Below are 18136 nucleotides of genomic sequence, written 5' to 3' on the forward strand. Positions count from 1 at the left end.
CGAAAGAACCCCGCACCTGCGCTCAGGTGCGGGGTTCTTCAGTTCTGCTCGAGGGCCGTCAGCTGGGGACGGGCGCGGCAGTGCTCGGCTGCGGAACCGTCGAGTACTGGGGCGGGAACATCCCTTCCGGTACCGGAATGCCCTGGGACTCGAGGAATGCACCGAGATCGCTGACTCTGGTCTGTGTCCCGGGAACCGGCAGCAGGTGCGGTTCGGGGGCGGGCTCGGTCGGAGCCACCGGTGCGGAGGGTTCCGGCGCGTTGTTCTTTTCGCGTTCGGTGCGGGCGAGATCGGTGACCCAGGCGACGATCTTCTCGCTCTCCCACTCGTAACCGTCGTTGGGGTCGTTGTACCAGTACGACAGATGCTGGAGGAATCCGATCAACAGGTAGGGCCCGAGCACCACGTCGACGATGCCCTTGTTGTTCTCCACCAGCCCCTCGCCCTCGGCGCGCAGCTTGGCCTTCACCGTCTCGGCACCGGGCCCGAGCGCCCAATTGAGATCAGCGAGCAACTGGTCCGGTGTGAGAGCGTCGGCCGCCTGCTTGTCGTCGACCGTGTAGTCCACATCCGCCACCTTCACCAGGACTTGCAGAAGGGTCTCGTCCGACTCGAACCAGGACTTGTTCGTTGCGATGTCGACGATCGCGCGAGTGGCAATGGTCGTCACTGCACGCGCGAAGTCGGCCACGGTCTGCACCGGGTTGAGCAGCGTCATCCGCATCTGCGAAATGATCTCCAGCGCCAGCTGCAGGAACTCGATGTTGTCCGGAGCGTCGCAGGCCAGATCGTACGGTCGGCAGGACCAGGTGACCTTGTCGGTCAGCAATCCGTAATCCCGAGGCGACTGGTCCATGAATCCGCCGAGCGACTGACCCGGCTCGTCCTCGAAGTTCGGCACACCGGCCGGGCGGTAGGGCGAACCGATCATCATCACGCCCGCTATGTCGTCGGCGGTGACCAATGCATTGGGGTCGCGATGACCGACCTCGACGGCGATCCGGTCGAGTACCTCGCCGCCGACGCTGTAGCCGACGAGAACGAACTTGGTCTTGTCCCCGCACTTGAGCTTGTACTCGTCCATCAATCGATTGGTCGACGTGACGCCGTCGACGATGCTCTGCTGATACGTCAGCACGTCGTCCAGCACACCGACGCCATAGGTCGATGCGTAGGGGACGTAGAGCCAACCGACCGTGCCGGGGCTGTCCGCGTTCACCTGGCCGGTCGGAAGCGTGACGTTTCCTACCCAGTTCGAGTCGATCGCGGGTGGCTCCTCGTTCAGGGGATCACGGCCCGCGTCCGAGTCGGTGGCCCCGGACACCGCCAACATCAAGACGTCGGGGCAGTCCTGCGCGTAGTTGTTGGGGTCGATGTTCGGGCCCTGCGAGGACCCGGATCCCGATCCGGTGTCGGCGGACCCGGAATCCGCAGATCCCGAGTCGGGTGCAGCGAGCGCAACTGCGGGAGCGGCGAGAGCCAACGCAAGGGTTACCACCGCCGACCTGACCAGCACGGAGCCGAACGACGTTGTCAGAGCCCGTTTACGACGCAGCATTGTTGCGCAGACCTCCCCAGCCTTCATGAGACAGAACACAGTGAAAAACATCGGAAATGCGCGTTCACGCGCCGACGCCCCCCGAAGAAGGTACCTGTTCGCAGGGATTACTCCAGCAATACGAGTGATCCAGCGCACCGATGGCCCCAAATTTCGGTATATGTCACCAAGGACACAGGCACGATTCGGGCCGCCGTTCTCGGCGCGGATCGACGCGGGTTAAACTCGCTCTCGTGGTCATCTTCTTCGAGTTGTTGCTGGTGCTTGCGGCAATAGCCATCATCGCGTTCTCGCTGTACGTCGTCTACCGACTGGTCAACGACGAGTCGTGACAGAACCGGCAGCGGGGCAACCCGGCAGTGCTGACGACGGACTCGACACCCCCATCACCAGTGGTGACGAAGCGATCGCGGCTGCCGAAGAGAAGTTCGCCGAGGCGTCGGCGCGGAACGTTCCGGTACTGCCGGACATCCCGCACCCCGACGACACGGCCAACCTCCGCCTCGGCCCGGATCTGCACCCATCGATGCTCGCGCTACTGCCGCTGGTCGGTGTGTGGCGCGGCGAAGGCGAAGGACACGACCCCGAGTCGGGTAACGACTACCCCTTCGGTCAGCAGATCGTCGTCACTCACGACGGCGGCAGCTACCTGAGCTGGGAATCGCGCTCCTGGCGACTCGACTCCGACGGCAACTTCGCACACCCCGACCTCCGCGAAACCGGATTCTGGCGCGTGAGCGGGGGCGACGGCGTCAAGGGTTCCGACAACGAAGAAGTCGTCGAATTGCTGCTGACACACAGCACCGGCGTCGTCGAGCTGTATTACGGACACGCGCTCACCCAGTCGTCCTGGGAGCTCGCCACCGACGTCGTCATCCGGAGCACCTCGGGTGCGCTGGTCGGCGGGGCCCGCAGGCTCTACGGCATCGTCGACGGCGGAGATCTCGCGTACGTCGAGGAACGCGTCGTCGCCGACGGCCCGCTCGCACCGCGATTGTCCGCGCGCCTGACGCGCTACATCGGCTGAAACTCTCTCACTACCCACTGCACGCGAACGGCCCCCGAGCCATACCTGCTTTCAGGTCCCGACCGGACAGGTCGGGGGCTCGGGGGCCGGGTAGCTGCCTGGGATTCGCCTGCCGCTCGCGCGGTCTTCACAGTGAATCCGTCAGCGAATGCGGCTAGCTGACAGCCACCTCACGCGTCCTAGAGTTCATCAACTTCAGACCACCTCCTCTCTCGTGTACTTCACAAAGTACGCCCGAGAATCGGAGTCGGCAAAGTGTTTTTTCGCATGTTCTCGGCCCAGGTCGATCACCTGGTCCGCGTCGGTGTTCTCCGGCAGTTGGTGGGTGACGACCACCACGGATCGATCGGATCCGAACAGTCCGCCTTCGGTGGTGAGCAGTGCGCGCAGTATCGATTCGCCGGAGATCCGATCGAGATGTTCGGTCGGCTCGTCCAGCAGCACGATCGGTGCGGTGCTCAGGAGAGCGCGGGCCAGCAGCAGTCTGCGTCGCTCTCCCCCCGATACCGCCTGGGCTCCGCCGACCAGCGTGGTGTGCACGCCCAGCGGTAGCGCATCGAGCCATGGGCCCAGGCCGACCTTTCGCAGCGCCTCCGACGCCTGTTCTTCGTCGACGTCGCCGCGCACCACACGCAGGTTTTCCAGAATCGAAGTGTCGAACAGATGCGCGTCCTCGGCGAACAGTGCTGCGTCGCCGCCGTATTCCTCGGCCAGTGCGCGCAACACAGTGGTCTTGCCCGATCCGCTCGGCCCGATGATTGCGCTCCGCGCAGTGGTGCGGTCGAGTGCCACCTGGGGCACATAACCGCGCCACTGCGGCGGAGCCGCATCCACCATCGCCATGATTCGGGTCGCCGCGATTCGTCCTCGCATCAGCGCGATTGCTGCTCCGGGCAGTGCGGCGGTTGCTTCGAAAGCGGCCAGCGGAACCAGCACGATGATGGCCAGCGCCATCGGCGTCATGCCGCCCGTTTCGCCTCCGGTCGGTCCGTAGAGTCCGATGCCGACGAGCAACGACCCGATCACCGCCGCACCGATCGAGAGCGGCTGTGCTGCATCGGCCAGAGCCGACGGCCGTGCCGCACGATCACGAGCGATCACCGAACTCGTTGCAGCACTGCGTGCTTCACCCAGTATGGAGTCGAGTCGCCCGGCGACTCGCAGTTCTGCGGCATGGTCGAGAGCACGGACGGCTGTTTCGGCGAACCGCGCGTCGGCGTCTGCACCGGCTTCTTCGGCGATCTTCGCCGAGCGGGCGGCCAGTATCGGTGCGCCGACCCCGGCGATCAGCAGCGCCACCGCAAGGATCGACGCGGCGGCCGGAGCGATACCTGCAAGCAGACCGACGGCGGCGAGCATCATCACGACGCTCACGCAGATGGGGACCACTGCCCGTACGACGACGTCGCCGAGCACATCCACGTCCGCCCCGGTGCGCGCCAGCACGTCTCCGCGCCGTAGAGCGATCGCGCCGTGCCCGACGGCCAGGCGCTCGTAGATCCTCGTGCGTGCTGCCGTCGTACCGCGCAGCGCCGCGTCGTGCGTGGTGAGTCGTTCGAGATAGCGAAACACTCCGCGTGAAATACCCAGCGCCCGAACGGCTACCACTGCGACGGTCAGGTCGAGCACCGGAGGCATCTGCCAGGCTCGGGTGATCAACCACGCAGACAGCGCAGCGAGGGCAAGCGCACTGCCCAATGTGGCAACTCCGGCCGCGACGGCCAATGCCACCCTCCGCGGGGACAGTTCCAACAGGGCCAGTGCTCGTCTCAGGTCAGACATGATCGAACTCCCGCGCCACCGACGAACTACTGCGCACCTCGACGACGCGGTCTGCGGCCCGCAGTACCGAACGTCGGTGACCGACCATCAACACGGTGACACCACGATCGGCTGCGTCTCGAATTGCGTGCAGCACAGTCTGTTCACTCGCCGTATCCAAATGCGCAGTCGGCTCGTCCAACACCATCACCGGGGCGTCGGAAACGAATGTTCGCGTCAGGGCCAAGCGCTGCAGTTCGCCCAGAGAGAGCCCTACCCCTCCCTGTCCGACGCGAGTGTTCCAGCCGTCCGGGTGCTGTCGCAGCACAGCGTCGAAACCCGAAGCGCGACAAGCCGCGTCCAACGCATCGGACTCGGGAATCCCGTGCAGGGTGACGTTCTCGTACAGTGTGCCGGGGAGCAACACCGGCCGCTGCGGGAGCCAGGCGACCTGCGCCCACCATCGATCGAGATCGAGATCGGGCACGGCCACACCGCCGACGCGCACGGTGCCGCTCGACGGCGTCGTCAGGCCCAGAACGGCCTGCAGCGCAGTCGATTTGCCGGAGCCGTTGGGACCGGTGAGTACGGTGACGCTGCCCGCGCGGCACAACGCACTCAGTCCTGCCGGCGCGTCGCCGTCTCGGCTCGCGACGGTGAGCCCGTCGAATTCGATGTCCGCAGCCGTGGCGTCGACGGTTCGGCCCCCGCCCGGCTGTGTCGTTCGCCGATCCAGGACGCGGAACGCTCGGTCTGCGGCCTCGACGCCGTCCTCGGCCGCGTGGAACTGGGTACCGACCGCGCGCAACGGGAAGTACACCTCGGGCGCGAGGATCAATGCGATGAGTCCTGCTTCGAGTGTCATCTCCCCGAACACCAGCCGCAGTCCGATGCCGACTGCCACCAAAGCCACGCACAGGGTCGCGAGCAATTCGAGCACCATCGACGAGAGGAAGGCAACCTTCAACGCACGCATCGTCGTTCGTCTGTGGGCGTCGCCCAATGCGCGGATGCGGGCCGCCGGTCCGTGTTCGCGGCGCAACGCGCGCAGGGTCGGCAAGCCGGCCAACAGATCGAGTAACTGCGCGGACAACCGGGTCATCGTGGCGAGTGTCGCTGCGGCGCGACCCTTGGTCAGCAATCCGATCAGAATCATGAAGATCGGAATGAGCGGCAACGTCACCGCGATGACGACCGCCGACGTCACGTCCTGGGTGAAGACGACGACCAGCACCAGCGGGGTGACGATGACGGCCGACACCAGCGCCGGCAGGTAGCCGGTCAGGTACGCCCGCAGTCCCCCGATGGCTCGGGTCACGACGACGGCCGCCTCCTCGCGTTCGGCGTCGAGCTCCCGGGGCTCGAATCGAGTTGCTGTCGTGAGTACTTCGAGTTGCAGCTCGGCCACCACCCGCGAAGCGGACCGGTGCGCGTAGCGAGACTGGGCTGCCGTGGCGAGCACGCGAACCGCAATCACACTCGCCAGAATCGCCAGTTCCGTTGTCCAGACGGACAGCGTTCTGGCCGTCGGGTCGGTGATGACGCCGGCCAGGACGCGTCCGATGATCATCGCGCTCACGATGATGCAAAGGGTGACGATGGTCGACAGCGCAACCGTGACGATCATGTAGCCGCGAGCGGAGCGCGAGTACTTCCACAGTCTGGGATCGACCGGCCCCCGCGAGCGAGCGGGTGCGGTCACGACTTCACCGTCAGTCCGATCGAGTCCGGGATCTGGGCACTCGAAATGCGTTGGCGGAAGACCCAGTACGTCCAGGCCTGGTATCCGATGACGACGGGTGCAGCGAAGGCCGCGGCCCAGGACATGACCTTCAGCGTGTACGGACTGGACGACGCGTTCTCGATGGTCAGTCCGAAGGCGACGTCGGTTGTGGACGGCATGACGTTGGGGAAGAGGGATGCGAAGAGCAGCACCACGACGGCGATCACGGCAATGGTGGTGCACAGGAACGCCCAGCCTTCCCGCGCTCGGGCGGTGAGTGCGACGACGGTCAGCAGAGCTACCGCTGCGGCTCCGACGAGCAACCACGTCCAGGTCTTGCCGTACGCGAGCTGCGTCCACAGGGCGAATGCGCCGCCGACGACGACGGCCGGAACAGACAGTCGTGCAGCGAGTTTCGCGGCATCGACGTGTACGTCGCCGGTGGTCTTGAGAGCCACGAAGACCGCACCGTGCAGGGCGAACACCAGTGCCATCGTGACGCCGCCGAGCAGCGCGTACGGATTGAGCAGGTCGAAGAACCCCGCTGTGACCTTCTTGTTCTCGTCTATCGCGACCCCACGCACGATATTCGCGAACGCCACGCCCCACAGCACCGCCGGAACCCACGACCCGATGCCGATACCGATGTCGCAGCGTCGGCGCCACACCGGGTCGTCGATCTTTCCGCGCCATTCGATGGCGCAGATCCGCAGGATCAGGGCCACCAGGATGAGCAGTAGCGGTAGGTAGAAGCCGGAGAACAGGGTGGCGTACCACTCGGGGAAGGCGGCGAAGAGCGCTCCGCCCGCGGTGATGAGCCACACCTCGTTGCCGTCCCAGACGGGTCCGATGGTGTTGAGCACGGCGCGTCGACGCTTCTCGCCCGTGGCCGGGTCGGGGTGTCGGCCCAGTACGGGCATGAGCATTCCGACGCCGAAATCGAAGCCTTCGAGGACGAAGTATCCGGTGAACAGGAATGCGATGGCTACGAACCAGAATTCGGGTAACGACATTGCCTACCCCCTAGTATGCGAACGAGAGCTGTTTCGGCTCATCGTCTTCCGAGTCCGGTGGGTCGACCTGCGGGTGCGCGTCGTGTTCGAGAGGTCCTTCGATGACGTACCGGCGGAGCAGGTAGAACCACACTGCGCCCAGTACCGCGTAGAGCAGGGTGAACGTCACCAGGGAGGCGAGTACGAGGCCGACCGGGTGATCCGAGACGCCCTGGTCGACGGTGAGCCGAATCCGGTCGACGCCGGACAGGTTGGGTGCGACGACCCATGGCTGCCTGCCCATTTCGGTGAAGATCCAACCGGCACTGTTGGCCAGGAACGGTGTCGGGATCGCCGCGAGGCTCAGCCACGAGAACCACTTCTGGTCGGGTACTCGGCCTCCTCGGGTGACCCACAGTCCGGCCAGGGCCAGCAGGGCCGAGCCTGCGGCGAGTCCGATCATCATCCGGAATGCCCAGTAGGTGACGAAGAGGTTCGGCCTGTAGTTGCCCGGCCCGAACTGCTGCTCGTACTGCTCCTGCAGCTGGTTGACACCCTGCACAGTGGCACCGAAGTCGTTCTCCGCCAGGAACGAGGTGAGGCCGGGAATCGAGATGAGGTGCACCACGGATTCGCAGTTGTTGTGGGTTCCGACGGTCAGCAGCGAGAAGCTGGCTCCGGTTTCCGTGTCGCACAGCGATTCTGCCGAGGCCATCTTCATCGGCTGCTGCTCGAACATGAGCTTGCCCTGGATGTCGCCGGTGATGGCCAGCGCACCGCCTGCGGCGATCATGATGACGAAGGACATGCGGGCCGCAGGACGAAACATGCTGCGCGAGTTCACATCCTTCTTCTTGCGGGCCTCACGAACCATCCACCAACCGGAGATTCCGGCGACGAAGGTGGCGGCGGTGAGGAAGGCTCCGGCCACGGCGTGTGGAAATGCCGCCAGCGCCGTGTTGTTGGTGAGCAGAGCCCAGATGTCGGTCAGTTCGGCGCGTCCGGTCTCTTCGTTGTAGATCGCGCCCACAGGATGCTGCATCCAGGAATTGGCCGCGATGATGAAGTATGCCGAGGCGTTGACGCCGATTGCCACGAGCCAGATCGTGGCCAGGTGAACGAGTTTGGGGAGTCTGCTCCAGCCGAAGATCCACAGGCCGAGGAACGTGGACTCGAGGAAGAAGGCGACGAGACCTTCGAGTGCGAGGGGCGCGCCGAACACGTCGCCGACGAAGCGGGAGTACTCGCTCCAATTCATCCCGAACTGGAACTCCTGGACGATTCCGGTGGCGACGCCGAGGGCGAAGTTGATGAGGAACAGCTTGCCGAAGAACTTGGTCAGGCGATACCAGGAGTCGTTGCCGGTGATCACCCACATCGTCTGCATGGCGGCCACCATCGGAGCGAGACCGATCGTGAGCGGAACGAGTATGAAGTGGTAGACGGTGGTGATGCCGAACTGCCACCTCGAGACATCCAATGCATCCATGGCTTCTCCGAACTGTTCACCCGAGCTGTGACGGGTAACACCGCAGGTCAGGGCTCTGACTGCGACAAGTTCGAGACTACTACTACAAGTAGTAGTAATGGAACGCTTCTACTGGATTCCCCCTGTCGCGACGGCCACATCCACCATCGAGCGAACCTCGTCGCCGACCGTCGGTACACCGAGCGGGACGCCGTTCATCGTGGTCACCCGCGCCGCGAGAGTGACACTGGACACCAGCCAAACACCATCTGCTGCAATGAGATCCGCCGGGTACAACTGTCCGTGTTCGCAGGCCCAACCGGCGGCCTCGGCCACGGTGAACAGCCCGGCGACCGTGGTTCCGGCCAGTATGCCCTGTTCCACCGACGGTGTGACGAGAGTCTTACCGCGTGCGAGCACCACCGTCGAACGCGGACCTTCGAGCACCCGCCCCTCGGTGCTGAGGTAGATCACATCGTCGGCACCCTGCGCGGCGGCGTGCCGTAGCGCGGCCATGTTGGTCGCATACGACAGCGTCTTGGCCCCCGCGAGTTGCCACGGCGCACCCGAGGAGAAGGTCACCGAGTAACCGCGGTCGAGCGTGATCACCGACACTCCGTCCGCGCGCGCAGCCGACACCCGCTCGGGAAGCGGCCCCACCGTCACATACGCCGTCGGGTCCCCACCGCCCTCGCGTCCTCGGCTGAGGACCAACCGAAGTACCGCCTCGTCCTGGGACCCCTGCGCCCACAGTCCGACCGACTGGTCGACGACGGCACGCCACTGGTCGACATCGGGTAGGGGTAGGTCGAGCGCCGTCGCCGACGCCACCAGCCGGGCCAGATGCAGCTCGACCGCACAGGCTGCGCCGCCGCGCACGAGCAGCGTCTCGAACACCCCGTCGCCGCGCACGGCAGCCAGATCGTCGGCGAACAGCAACGGCCGATTCGCGTCGTGAACTCGGCCGTCCAACGTCACCACTACCGACTCCGACATGGCCGTCACTGTAGAGCAGCGGGGTCAGTCGGCCCGATCTGCTCGGTCCATGACCTCGCTGTACTCGTCGAGATCGATCTCCTCGGCGACGACGACCTTGGTGCCGTTGTAGACATCGCGGTCGATCTCGCCGTCGGCGTCGGCTACGAGCATCGCGACGAACGTGTCGCCGTTCACGTTGAGGAAGGTACGGAAGATCCCGGCGAACCAGTCCACGGCGATGAGCAGTCCGACGGCCTCGAAGGGAAGGTCCAGCGAGGTCGCGAGGAACATGGCGACGACCGGGAACCCGCCGGGCACGGTGATGGTGCCCATGTTGAGCAGAACCGCCAGGCCCATGCCCAGCACGATCTGCCCGAGACTCAGGTCGATGTTGCCTGCCTGAGCGAGGAACATGACCACGATCATGTAGTTGAGCACGGCACCGTAGGAGCCCATCGTCAACCCGATCGACAGCGTGAAGTTCGCGACCTTCTGACTGACTCCGACCTTCTCGACGGTGTTGCGTAGCACCGTCGGGAAGGTGACCGCCGAACTCGTGGTCGTCACCGCGACGGCCGTCTGTTCGGTGAGCTTGCTCGGCAGCTTCCACGGGCTCAATCGGGTTCGCATCGTCACGACCACGACGAAGAGCGCGAACAGAATCAACACCCCGAGCAGCGTCGTACCGAGGTAGCTCAGCGCGGTGGACACCACGGAGAAACCGACATCCCCTGCGAGTGCGGCGAGCAGGCAGAACACACCGACCGGGGCGATGACCATCACGAGGCGGATCATCGTCAGGACGATCTGCTGAATCTGGTCCATGAACGAGAGCACCTGGGTGTTCCCGGTCTTGGTGATGTGACTGCGCAGCGCGATGCCGAAGAGCAGCGAGAACACGATGATGGGCACCATCGTCGCGGTCGACATCGCACTGAAGACGTTCGTCGAGACGAAGTTGAGCAGCGTGTCCTGCCAACCGAGTGCCTTGCTCGCCGATTCCTCGAGCGACGGATCGAGCTGCTGGGTGAACACCATGCCCGCGCCCGGCTGGAGGATGCTGCTCAGCACCCAGGCCAACACCGCAGCGACTACCGAGAAGCCGATCATCCACTTGAACGTGCGGAACGCGATCTTGCCGGTGCCCGCACCGGCCATCGACCCGGTGGCCACGATGACCGACGCCATCACCAGCGGCACGATCGACATCTGGATCAAGCGGATGAACAGATCGCCGATGAACTTCAGATCGGCGGCCCACTCGCCGACCACCGACCCGAATACGATGCCGCCGATCGCGGCGAGGCCGATCTGCGCGGCCGGGTGCGCCAGTTTCTTCATGAGTCGAGACGGTAGGTCGGCATCGTCGCAGCGCCGTGTCGTCACCGTTTCGGGAGCGTAAAAGGGACCGGTCATCGCATTGCCGAGCCGACGGGCTCCTACTATGGAAGACGTGTCCGACACAGTCACGATCAGCCCGAGCCCACTTCTGACACTCCCCGGCGCAGTGCCCTCCCCCGACGACAGCGTCGATGCCGGGGTGGCCTGGCACTACGGCAATCCGTTCGGCGAGCAACGCGACGCGGTCAGCGGCGCCGCCGTCATCGATCGGTCCCACCGTTTCGTGCTCGCCATCAGCGGAGACGAGCGGCTGAGCTGGCTGAACACTATTTCGAGCCAATTCGTGACCGACTTGGCCGACGGCAGCTCGGCCGAGAACCTGAGCCTGGACGTCAACGGCCGCATCGAGCATCACTTCGTGCAGACCGACCTCGCAGGCGTCACGTACATCGACACCGAGCGAGCAGCCGGACCGGATCTGCTCTCGTTCCTGAAGAAGATGGTGTTCTGGGCCAAGGCCGAGCCCCGTGAGGCCGACGAACTCGCCGTTCTCACCGTCCTCGGATCCGTCGCGGTCGCCGTACTCGAGAAGGCAGGCCTGCCGGCCCCTGGCGAGATCTACGGGGCGTCGGCGATCGATGGTGGCGGTTTCGTTCGTCGGATGCCGTGGCCGGGCCAGAATTCGTACGACGTGGTGATCCCCCGCGCGAACCTGAGCGACTGGTTCCTGCGACTGCGCGACGCCGGGGCCGCCCCGGCCGGAACCTGGGCGTTCGACGCGTTGCGGGTGGAATCGTTGCGTCCGCGCGTGGGCGTCGACACCGACGAGAAGACCATCCCGCACGAGGTTCGTTGGATCGGCAGCGCCGCGGAGTTCGGCGCGGTGCATCTGGAGAAGGGTTGCTACCGCGGGCAGGAGACGGTCTCGCGCGTCCACAACCTCGGTCGTCCGCCGCGGCATCTGGTGCTGCTGCATCTCGACGGATCCGCCGACGGTCGCCCGAGCACGGGCGATCCGGTCACCGCGGGTGGACGTGCAGTGGGACGCCTGGGCACCGTGATCGATCACTTCGAGCTCGGGCCGATAGCGTTGGCACTTCTCAAGCGGACCATCCCGGTCGACACTGCTCTCGATGCCGGTCCGTGTGCCGCGTCGATCGATCCCGATTCCATTCCGTCCTACGACGACGTCCAGGCCGGCCGCGCTGCCGTCGACCGCCTGCGCGGCCGGTGACCGGGACCCTCCTCGCAGTCTGCGTCGTGCACGCCGATGTTCCGTTCGGACGCCGCACGGTGATCGACAGCGGCATCGACAAGCGGCCCGTCGACGGGCCGGTGGACGTACACGAGCTCGGGATCGGTGGAGACCACTGCCGGGACACCAAGTTCCACGGCGGACTCGATCAGGCCGTCTACGCCTACGACGAGGACGAGGCGAGCTACTGGGCCGATCAGCTCGGGTCGCCCGTTCCTGCGGGACGATTCGGGGAGAACCTCCGCACCACCGGCGTACCGGTGACCGACGCGGTGATCGGTTCGCGGTGGCGGGTCGGCACCGTGACCATGGAAGTGACGATCGCCCGCAAACCCTGTGGGACGTTCGCGCGGTGGATGGGTGAGTCCGGGTGGATCCGCCGATTCACGGCGCGCGGGGATGTGGGTGCCTACCTCCGCGTCCTCGAACCGGGGGTCTTCGGCAGCGGTGACGCGGTGACGGTGGAGTCGGTTCCCGAGCACGGGGTGACGGTGCGGACGCTCTTCGAGGGGAGGGATACAGCCGCGATGCAGACTCTGCTGGACGCGCCGGGATTGGCACCGAAGGTGTACCGCGATGCGGCGGCAGCACTGAAATCTTCTCGGAGGCCATGACGCGCAGCACGTCGGTTGTCGTGTCGCAGGACGAAGTTAGTTTGCCTGTGCACGGATATGTGCAGGTACGGGCAGCGCCGACCCCTTCCCCGGGCGTGTCGCGTTCACGTGACTGCCACCAACACGTGGTGCCGTATGCGCATCGCGGCGATTCGCGCGCTAGAGTGTGTGCCAGGAAGAAATACCAACTCTAACGGGGCCGCCAAATTTCCCCAGGCCGCCCCGCAAGTCCGCGAGGGGGCACCGCCATGGGCCGAGGCAGGGCTAAGGCAAAGCAGACAAAGGTCGCTCGTGAGCTCAAGTACAGCTCGCCGACAACGGACTTGGAGAGTCTGCAGAAGGAACTCTCCGGTGGTTCGTCCAACTCCCATCGTGGCATCCACTCTGACTCGGATGTGCATTCCCGAGTCGAGGAAGACGAGTACGAGGACTGGCGACGCTAGTACTGTGCACTGAACGACTGAGGGGGAGCCGCGATGCGGCTCCCCCTCACTTGTTCGATCACCGCCCGGGCGATCAGAACCCTGCCGTTCAGAACCGCGGGTGGTTACCCAGCAGCAGCGCACGCTCGTCTGCGACGTCCTTGCCGTTGGCCTTCTTGACCGTGCCCAGAGTCCAGCAATCGATGTGGCGTGCGGTCAGCACGGCCAGCGCGCGGTCGACGTCCTCGGGAGCCACGATGGCCACCATGCCGACGCCCATGTTGAACGTCTGCTCCATCTCGGCTCGCTCGACGCGTCCGCGCTGAGCGATCAAGGAGAAGATCGGAGCCGGGCTCCAGGTGGTGCGGTCGAGTTCGGCCACGAGACCCTCGGGCATGACGCGCGAGAGGTTGTTGGCCAGTCCGCCGCCGGTGACGTGGCAGAACGTGCGCACGTCGGTTTCGGCTGCGAGCGCGAGGCAGTCCTTGGCGTAGATCTTGGTCGGTTCGAGCAGTTCCTCGCCGAGAGTGCGGCCGAACTCCTCGACGTGTCCGCCGAGGTCCATGTGGTTGATCTCGAGCAGCACCTTGCGAGCCAGCGAGTAGCCGTTGGAGTGCAGGCCCGACGATCCCATGCCGATGACGACGTCACCGGGACGTACCCGCTCGGGTCCGAGGATCGAATCGGCCTCGACGACGCCGATGCCGGTGGCCGAGAGGTCGTAATCGCCGTCGGCCATCAGGCCCGGGTGTTCTGCCGTCTCGCCACCGAGCAGTGCGCAGCCGGCGATGATGCAGCCTTCTGCGATGCCCTTGACCAGCTCCGCCACCTGTTCGGGGACGACGCGGCCCACGGCGATGTAGTCCTGCAGAAACAGTGGCTCGGCACCGCAGACGACGAGATCGTCGACGACCATCGCGACCAGGTCGAGGCCGAGGGTGTCGTGCTTGCCGAGGGCCTGCGCCACGGCCACCTTGGTGCCGACGCCGTCGGTCGAGGCGGCCAGGACGGGCTCGCGGTAGTCGCCCTTGAGCGCGAAGAGACCGGCGAAACCACCGAGACCGCCCATCACCTCGGGCCTGCTGGCCTTCTTGGCCAGCGGCGCAAACAGTTGCACTGCTCGGTCTCCAGCGGCGATGTCGACTCCGGCCGCCGCGTAGGAGGCACCGGCCGAGTGAGTTGCGCTCGTGGGTTGGGATTCCTCGGTCATTCGGCTCCAGCCTGTGTACTCGTTCATGTCAGCGCCCGTGAGGGACGCAGATAGCGCCCTAACGGTACCGGAGTGCCCGGTCACGAGAAGAACTCACGTGTGCAGCCGCTTGCCGGGAATCGCCGCCAGCAGCTTCTTGGTGTAGTCCGCCTCCGGGGATCGCAGAATCTTCCACGGCGTTCCCTCTTCGACGATTCCCCCGTTGCGCAGCACCACCACACGGTGCGCAACGCGGTCGACCACCGCGAGGTCGTGGCTGATGAACAGGCACGCGAAGCCGAATTCCTGCTGCAGCGCCTCGAACAGGTCCAACACCGCAGCCTGCACCGAGACGTCGAGTGCGCTGGTCGGTTCGTCCGCGACCACCAGATCGGGGCCGAGCACCAGTGCCCGCGCGAGACTCACTCGTTGTCGCTGCCCACCGGAGAGCTCGTGTGGGTAGCGCTTGTCGGTGCCCGACGGCAGTTGCACGGCATCGAGCAGTTCGGTCGTCCGTGCGGCGATGGCGTCCTTGGAGCCGTACTTGTGCACGATCATCGGCTCGGCAACGCACTGCCCGACGGTCAGGCGTGGGTTCAGTGACGCCGACGGGTCCTGGAAGACGAACCCGAATCGCTTGCGCAGTGGCTTGAGCTTGCGTTCGCTCACGCCGGCGATGTTCTGTCCCATCACCGTCACGCTGCCGCTGGTCGGCTTCTGCAGTGCCGCAACACATCTGCCGATCGTCGACTTACCCGAGCCGGATTCGCCCACCAGCCCGAGGGTTTCGCCGCGGTGAATGGTGAGCGAGACGTCGTCGACCGCCCGGAAAGCAGGCGAGCCGACGCCACCGGAGAACTGCACCACCAGATGCGAGACGTCGAGTACCGGTTCACCCGAGGTGTCGACGGTCTTGTCGGACTCCACCGCGGCGAGAGTGGGCACCGCGGCCAACAGCTTCTTGGTGTAGTCGTCCGCGGGTGCATCGAAGAGCTGCGCCACCGGAGCTTCCTCGACGACGCGACCGTTCTGCATCACCACCACGCGGTCGGCCAGATCCGAGACGACGCCCATGCTGTGGGTGATGAGCACGATGGCGCAGCCGAGCCGGTCCTTCAGATCGCGCAGCAGTTCGAGGATTTCGGCCTGCACCGTGACGTCGAGGGCAGTGGTCGGCTCGTCGGCGATGATGACCTTCGCCTCGCACGAGATGGCGATCGCGATCATGACGCGTTGCTTCTGGCCACCCGAGAGCTCGTGCGGAAAGTACGAGAAGCGTTGTTCGGGACTGGGCAAGCCCACCATCGTCAACAATTCGATGGCCCGCGCCTTGGCGTCCTTGGCCGACATCCGTTTACCGTCAGCGCGTGTGTGCGCTCGCAGCGCCTCGACGATCTGATACCCGATGGTGAACAGCGGGTCCAGTGCGCTGCCGGGCTCCTGGAACACCATCGAGATCTTGTTGCCGCGCAACGACGCCCACGCTTTGTTGCTCAGCGTTGTCACATCCTGACCGCCGAGCACCACGTGTCCTTCGACGCGTGCGGTGTCGGGTAGCAGTCCGATGGCGGATCGGACGCTGACGGACTTACCCGATCCGGACTCTCCCACTACGGCGAGCACCTCGCCGGGGAACACCTCGAAGGAGACCTCGGTGACGGCGTCGACTCGGCCGGCGTCGGTGAGAAACGTAACGGACAGCGATTGCACAGACAGCGCAGACGCTTTCGCCGTGTTCTCTCTCGAAAGAGACATACTCGACGTCATACCTTCACCGCTTTCTTGAATTTCTTGCGGGTACGCAGCAGCGGATTGAGTGTCTCGCTTGCACTTTCGCCGACCATGGTCAAGCCGAGCACCACCAGCACGATGCCCAGACCGGGGAACACCGACGTCCACCAGATGCCGTTGGAGATGTCGGGCAGCGCCTTGTTGATGTCGTATCCCCACTCCGAGGCCGAGGTGGGCTCGATGCCGAAGCCGAGGAATCCCAGCCCGGCGAGGGTCAGGATGGCCTCGGCACCGTTGAGGGTGATGATGACCGGAAGCGTCTGCACCACGTTGGCGAGGATGTGGCGGAACAGGATTCGCGGAGTTCCGGCCCCGGTGACCCGGGCGGCATCGACATACGGTTCGGTCTTGACCGCAACCGTGGCGTTGCGTACCACGCGGAAGTACTGCGGCACGAAGATCGCTGTGATGGCGATGGCCGCGGACGCGATACCGCCGAAGCTCGACGACTGTCCACCCGCCACGACGATCGAGATGACCACGGCGAGAAGCAGGGACGGGAATGCGTACATCGCGTCCATGAACAGCACGAGCACGCGGTCGAACCAGCGGCCGATGTAGCCCGAGGCGAGCCCCAGCGGAACACCGATGATCAGCGACAGAATCAGCGACGACGCGATCACCATCAATGCTGTTCTCGCGCCGTAGATCACGCGAGAGAAGACGTCCTCGCCGCGTACGGAGGTACCGAACCAGTGCTCCGCGGACGGAGCTGCCTGGCGCGCGAAATCCGTGCCGGCGTCGCTGGTCTGGGAGAACCCGTACGGCGCGAGGATCGGCGCGAACACTGCGGCGAGGACGAACCCCACCATCAGCGCCAATCCGAGAATCAGCGTCACACGCTGCAGTCCCGAGGTGGACTTCACGAAGGCAACGCCGGGAAATCCTCGACGGTGTGGACGGGTGGGAGGGACGTCGGACAGCACGACTTCGGTGCTCATCAGAACCTCACTCTCGGGTCGATGAGGGCCACGATGGCGTCGGTCACGAAGCTGACGACGGCGACCACCACGGCCAGGAACGTCACGATGCCCTGCACCGCAACGAAATCGCGAGCCTGCAGATAGCGAGCGAGCTCGTAGCCCAGCCCCTGCCACTCGAAGGTCGTCTCGGTCAGTACCGCGCCGCCGAGCAGCACGGCGATCTGCAGGCCGATGACGGTGACGATAGGAATCATCGCGTTGCGGAACGCATGCCGCCGCGTCACCGTGCCCTCGCTCAGACCGCGAGCACGAGCGGCATCGACGAACGGTGCCTGCAGTGTCTGAATCAGGTTGACGCGCACCAGTCTCAGGAACACCCCGGCCGTCAGCAGACCCAGCGCAAGGGCCGGCAGCACAGCATGTTCGAGCACGTCGACTGTGTAGCTCGACTCTCCGTACAGGAACGAATCGACGATCAGAATGTTGGTCTTGGGCGAGACGTTCTGCAGTGCCAGTTCCACATTGGTACTGGCTCGCCCGGCCACCGGTAGCCAGCCGAGCTTGACGGCGAACAGCAACTTGAGCAACATGCCGACGAAGAACACCGGAGCTGCATACGCCAGGATCGCGAAGATCCGCAGCGAGGCGTCACCGAACCGATCACGGTGGGTCGCGGCGAAGAAGCCGAGCGGGATGCCGACCGCGAATGCGACCAGCAGTGCCCAGAACGCCAATTCCAGGGTGGCAGCGCCGTTGACGAGCAATACGTCGCTGATCGCTCGGTTGTCGGTCGCAGAGCGGCCGAAGTCGCCCCGCAACAAGCCGGTCAGGTACTCCCAGTACTGCGTCAGGATCGGCCGGTCGTACCCGGCCTCGGCCTTGCGCTGGGCAATCTGTTCGGCGGGTAGGCGCCCGCCGAGGGCAGCGGTGATCGGATCGCCGATCACGCGCATGAGAAAGAAGACGACGGTGACGAGAATCCAGGCAGTCGGGATGATCAGCAAGAACCTGACCCCGAGATAGCGGGCGAGCGCACCGTACCGTGACGGCGCGCTCGCCTGCTGCGCTGGCTTCTCCCCTACCGGCGTCTGCGC

At 65.3% G+C, this 18136-nt stretch carries 15 protein-coding genes; 4 read left to right on the top strand and 11 right to left on the bottom strand.

The features are described from left to right. Positions 1-58: 58 nt before the first annotated feature. On the bottom strand, positions 59-1558 hold the full coding sequence (locus tag ACNEOT_RS17325; protein WP_415975500.1) for a cutinase family protein: 1500 nt from the start codon (positions 1556-1558) through the stop codon (positions 59-61). 385 nt (positions 1559-1943) lie between these two features. Between ACNEOT_RS17325 and ACNEOT_RS17330 the strand changes: the two genes are divergently transcribed. Next, positions 1944-2585, top strand: coding sequence for an FABP family protein (locus ACNEOT_RS17330; protein WP_415976342.1), 642 nt, complete (start codon positions 1944-1946; stop codon positions 2583-2585). A 195-nt stretch (positions 2586-2780) separates the two neighbouring features. On the opposite strand, the gene ACNEOT_RS17335 is transcribed toward ACNEOT_RS17330, so the two are convergent. From ACNEOT_RS17335 to ACNEOT_RS17360, 6 genes are all read right to left on the bottom strand, one after another. Further along, the gene (locus tag ACNEOT_RS17335; RefSeq protein WP_415975502.1) at positions 2781-4367 is read right to left on the bottom strand and encodes an ATP-binding cassette domain-containing protein; all 1587 of its coding nucleotides are present in this window, start codon (positions 4365-4367) and stop codon (positions 2781-2783) included. Continuing rightward, positions 4360-6048 (bottom strand): thiol reductant ABC exporter subunit CydD, encoded by a 1689-nt coding sequence (gene cydD / locus ACNEOT_RS17340; RefSeq protein ID WP_415975504.1) that lies wholly within the window; start codon positions 6046-6048, stop codon positions 4360-4362. The genes ACNEOT_RS17335 and cydD overlap by 8 nt, the downstream gene beginning before the upstream one ends. Further along, positions 6045-7082, bottom strand: coding sequence for a cytochrome d ubiquinol oxidase subunit II (gene cydB / locus ACNEOT_RS17345; RefSeq protein ID WP_415975506.1), 1038 nt, complete (start codon positions 7080-7082; stop codon positions 6045-6047). The genes cydD and cydB overlap by 4 nt, the downstream gene beginning before the upstream one ends. Positions 7083-7092: 10 nt before the next feature. Beyond that, on the bottom strand, positions 7093-8550 hold the full coding sequence (locus ACNEOT_RS17350; protein ID WP_415975508.1) for a cytochrome ubiquinol oxidase subunit I: 1458 nt from the start codon (positions 8548-8550) through the stop codon (positions 7093-7095). Between the two features lie 108 nt (positions 8551-8658). Next, positions 8659-9525 (bottom strand): aminodeoxychorismate lyase, encoded by an 867-nt coding sequence (locus tag ACNEOT_RS17355; RefSeq protein WP_415975509.1) that lies wholly within the window; start codon positions 9523-9525, stop codon positions 8659-8661. A gap of 24 nt (positions 9526-9549) precedes the next feature. Beyond that, positions 9550-10848 carry a dicarboxylate/amino acid:cation symporter gene (locus ACNEOT_RS17360; protein WP_415975511.1) on the bottom strand — a complete coding sequence of 433 codons (1299 nt, stop codon included), beginning with the start codon at positions 10846-10848 and terminating at the stop codon, positions 9550-9552. A 103-nt stretch (positions 10849-10951) separates the two neighbouring features. Between ACNEOT_RS17360 and ACNEOT_RS17365 the strand changes: the two genes are divergently transcribed. The 3 genes from ACNEOT_RS17365 (at position 10952) to ACNEOT_RS17375 (ending at position 13160) form a co-directional block, all read left to right on the top strand. Beyond that, complete coding sequence (locus tag ACNEOT_RS17365) at positions 10952-12082, top strand: YgfZ/GcvT domain-containing protein (protein WP_415975513.1); 1131 nt, start codon at positions 10952-10954, stop codon at positions 12080-12082. Then, the gene (locus tag ACNEOT_RS17370) at positions 12079-12717 is read left to right on the top strand and encodes an MOSC domain-containing protein (RefSeq protein WP_415975515.1); all 639 of its coding nucleotides are present in this window, start codon (positions 12079-12081) and stop codon (positions 12715-12717) included. The genes ACNEOT_RS17365 and ACNEOT_RS17370 overlap by 4 nt, the downstream gene beginning before the upstream one ends. A gap of 248 nt (positions 12718-12965) precedes the next feature. After that, positions 12966-13160 carry a DUF3073 domain-containing protein gene (locus ACNEOT_RS17375; RefSeq protein WP_008719426.1) on the top strand — a complete coding sequence of 65 codons (195 nt, stop codon included), beginning with the start codon at positions 12966-12968 and terminating at the stop codon, positions 13158-13160. Between the two features lie 88 nt (positions 13161-13248). Here the strand turns inward: ACNEOT_RS17375 and purM are convergent, their stop codons facing one another. The 4 genes from purM to ACNEOT_RS17395 all read right to left on the bottom strand — a co-directional run bounded on the left by purM (position 13249) and on the right by ACNEOT_RS17395 (position 18046). Continuing rightward, positions 13249-14349 carry a phosphoribosylformylglycinamidine cyclo-ligase gene (gene purM / locus ACNEOT_RS17380; RefSeq protein ID WP_415976343.1) on the bottom strand — a complete coding sequence of 367 codons (1101 nt, stop codon included), beginning with the start codon at positions 14347-14349 and terminating at the stop codon, positions 13249-13251. A 93-nt stretch (positions 14350-14442) separates the two neighbouring features. Continuing rightward, positions 14443-16083 (bottom strand): ABC transporter ATP-binding protein, encoded by a 1641-nt coding sequence (locus ACNEOT_RS17385; protein ID WP_415975517.1) that lies wholly within the window; start codon positions 16081-16083, stop codon positions 14443-14445. Between the two features lie 8 nt (positions 16084-16091). After that, positions 16092-17060 carry an ABC transporter permease gene (locus ACNEOT_RS17390; protein WP_415975519.1) on the bottom strand — a complete coding sequence of 323 codons (969 nt, stop codon included), beginning with the start codon at positions 17058-17060 and terminating at the stop codon, positions 16092-16094. Beyond that, complete coding sequence (locus ACNEOT_RS17395) at positions 17060-18046, bottom strand: ABC transporter permease (protein ID WP_371833921.1); 987 nt, start codon at positions 18044-18046, stop codon at positions 17060-17062. Before ACNEOT_RS17395 ends, ACNEOT_RS17390 begins: the two co-directional genes overlap by 1 nt. Positions 18047-18136 lie beyond the last annotated feature (90 nt).

The organism is Rhodococcus sp. 077-4 (genome assembly GCF_047782425.1).
Taxonomy (GTDB): domain Bacteria; phylum Actinomycetota; class Actinomycetes; order Mycobacteriales; family Mycobacteriaceae; genus Rhodococcoides.

Excerpts from the sequence above, each read along its gene's own strand:
- ACNEOT_RS17365 (WP_415975513.1), top strand. The coding sequence starts at position 10,952 with ATGGAAGACGTGTCCGACACAGTCACGATCAGCCCGAGCCCACTTCTG.
- ACNEOT_RS17360 (WP_415975511.1), bottom strand. The coding sequence starts at position 10,848 with ATGAAGAAACTGGCGCACCCGGCCGCGCAGATCGGCCTCGCCGCGATC.
- ACNEOT_RS17350 (WP_415975508.1), bottom strand. The coding sequence starts at position 8,550 with ATGGATGCATTGGATGTCTCGAGGTGGCAGTTCGGCATCACCACCGTC.
- ACNEOT_RS17335 (WP_415975502.1), bottom strand. The coding sequence starts at position 4,367 with ATGTCTGACCTGAGACGAGCACTGGCCCTGTTGGAACTGTCCCCGCGG.
- ACNEOT_RS17355 (WP_415975509.1), bottom strand. The coding sequence starts at position 9,525 with ATGTCGGAGTCGGTAGTGGTGACGTTGGACGGCCGAGTTCACGACGCG.
- ACNEOT_RS17375 (WP_008719426.1), top strand. The coding sequence starts at position 12,966 with ATGGGCCGAGGCAGGGCTAAGGCAAAGCAGACAAAGGTCGCTCGTGAG.
- ACNEOT_RS17325 (WP_415975500.1), bottom strand. The coding sequence starts at position 1,558 with ATGCTGCGTCGTAAACGGGCTCTGACAACGTCGTTCGGCTCCGTGCTG.
- ACNEOT_RS17385 (WP_415975517.1), bottom strand. The coding sequence starts at position 16,083 with ATGTCTCTTTCGAGAGAGAACACGGCGAAAGCGTCTGCGCTGTCTGTG.
- cydB (WP_415975506.1), bottom strand. The coding sequence starts at position 7,082 with ATGTCGTTACCCGAATTCTGGTTCGTAGCCATCGCATTCCTGTTCACC.
- purM (WP_415976343.1), bottom strand. The coding sequence starts at position 14,349 with ATGACCGAGGAATCCCAACCCACGAGCGCAACTCACTCGGCCGGTGCC.
- ACNEOT_RS17390 (WP_415975519.1), bottom strand. The coding sequence starts at position 17,060 with ATGAGCACCGAAGTCGTGCTGTCCGACGTCCCTCCCACCCGTCCACAC.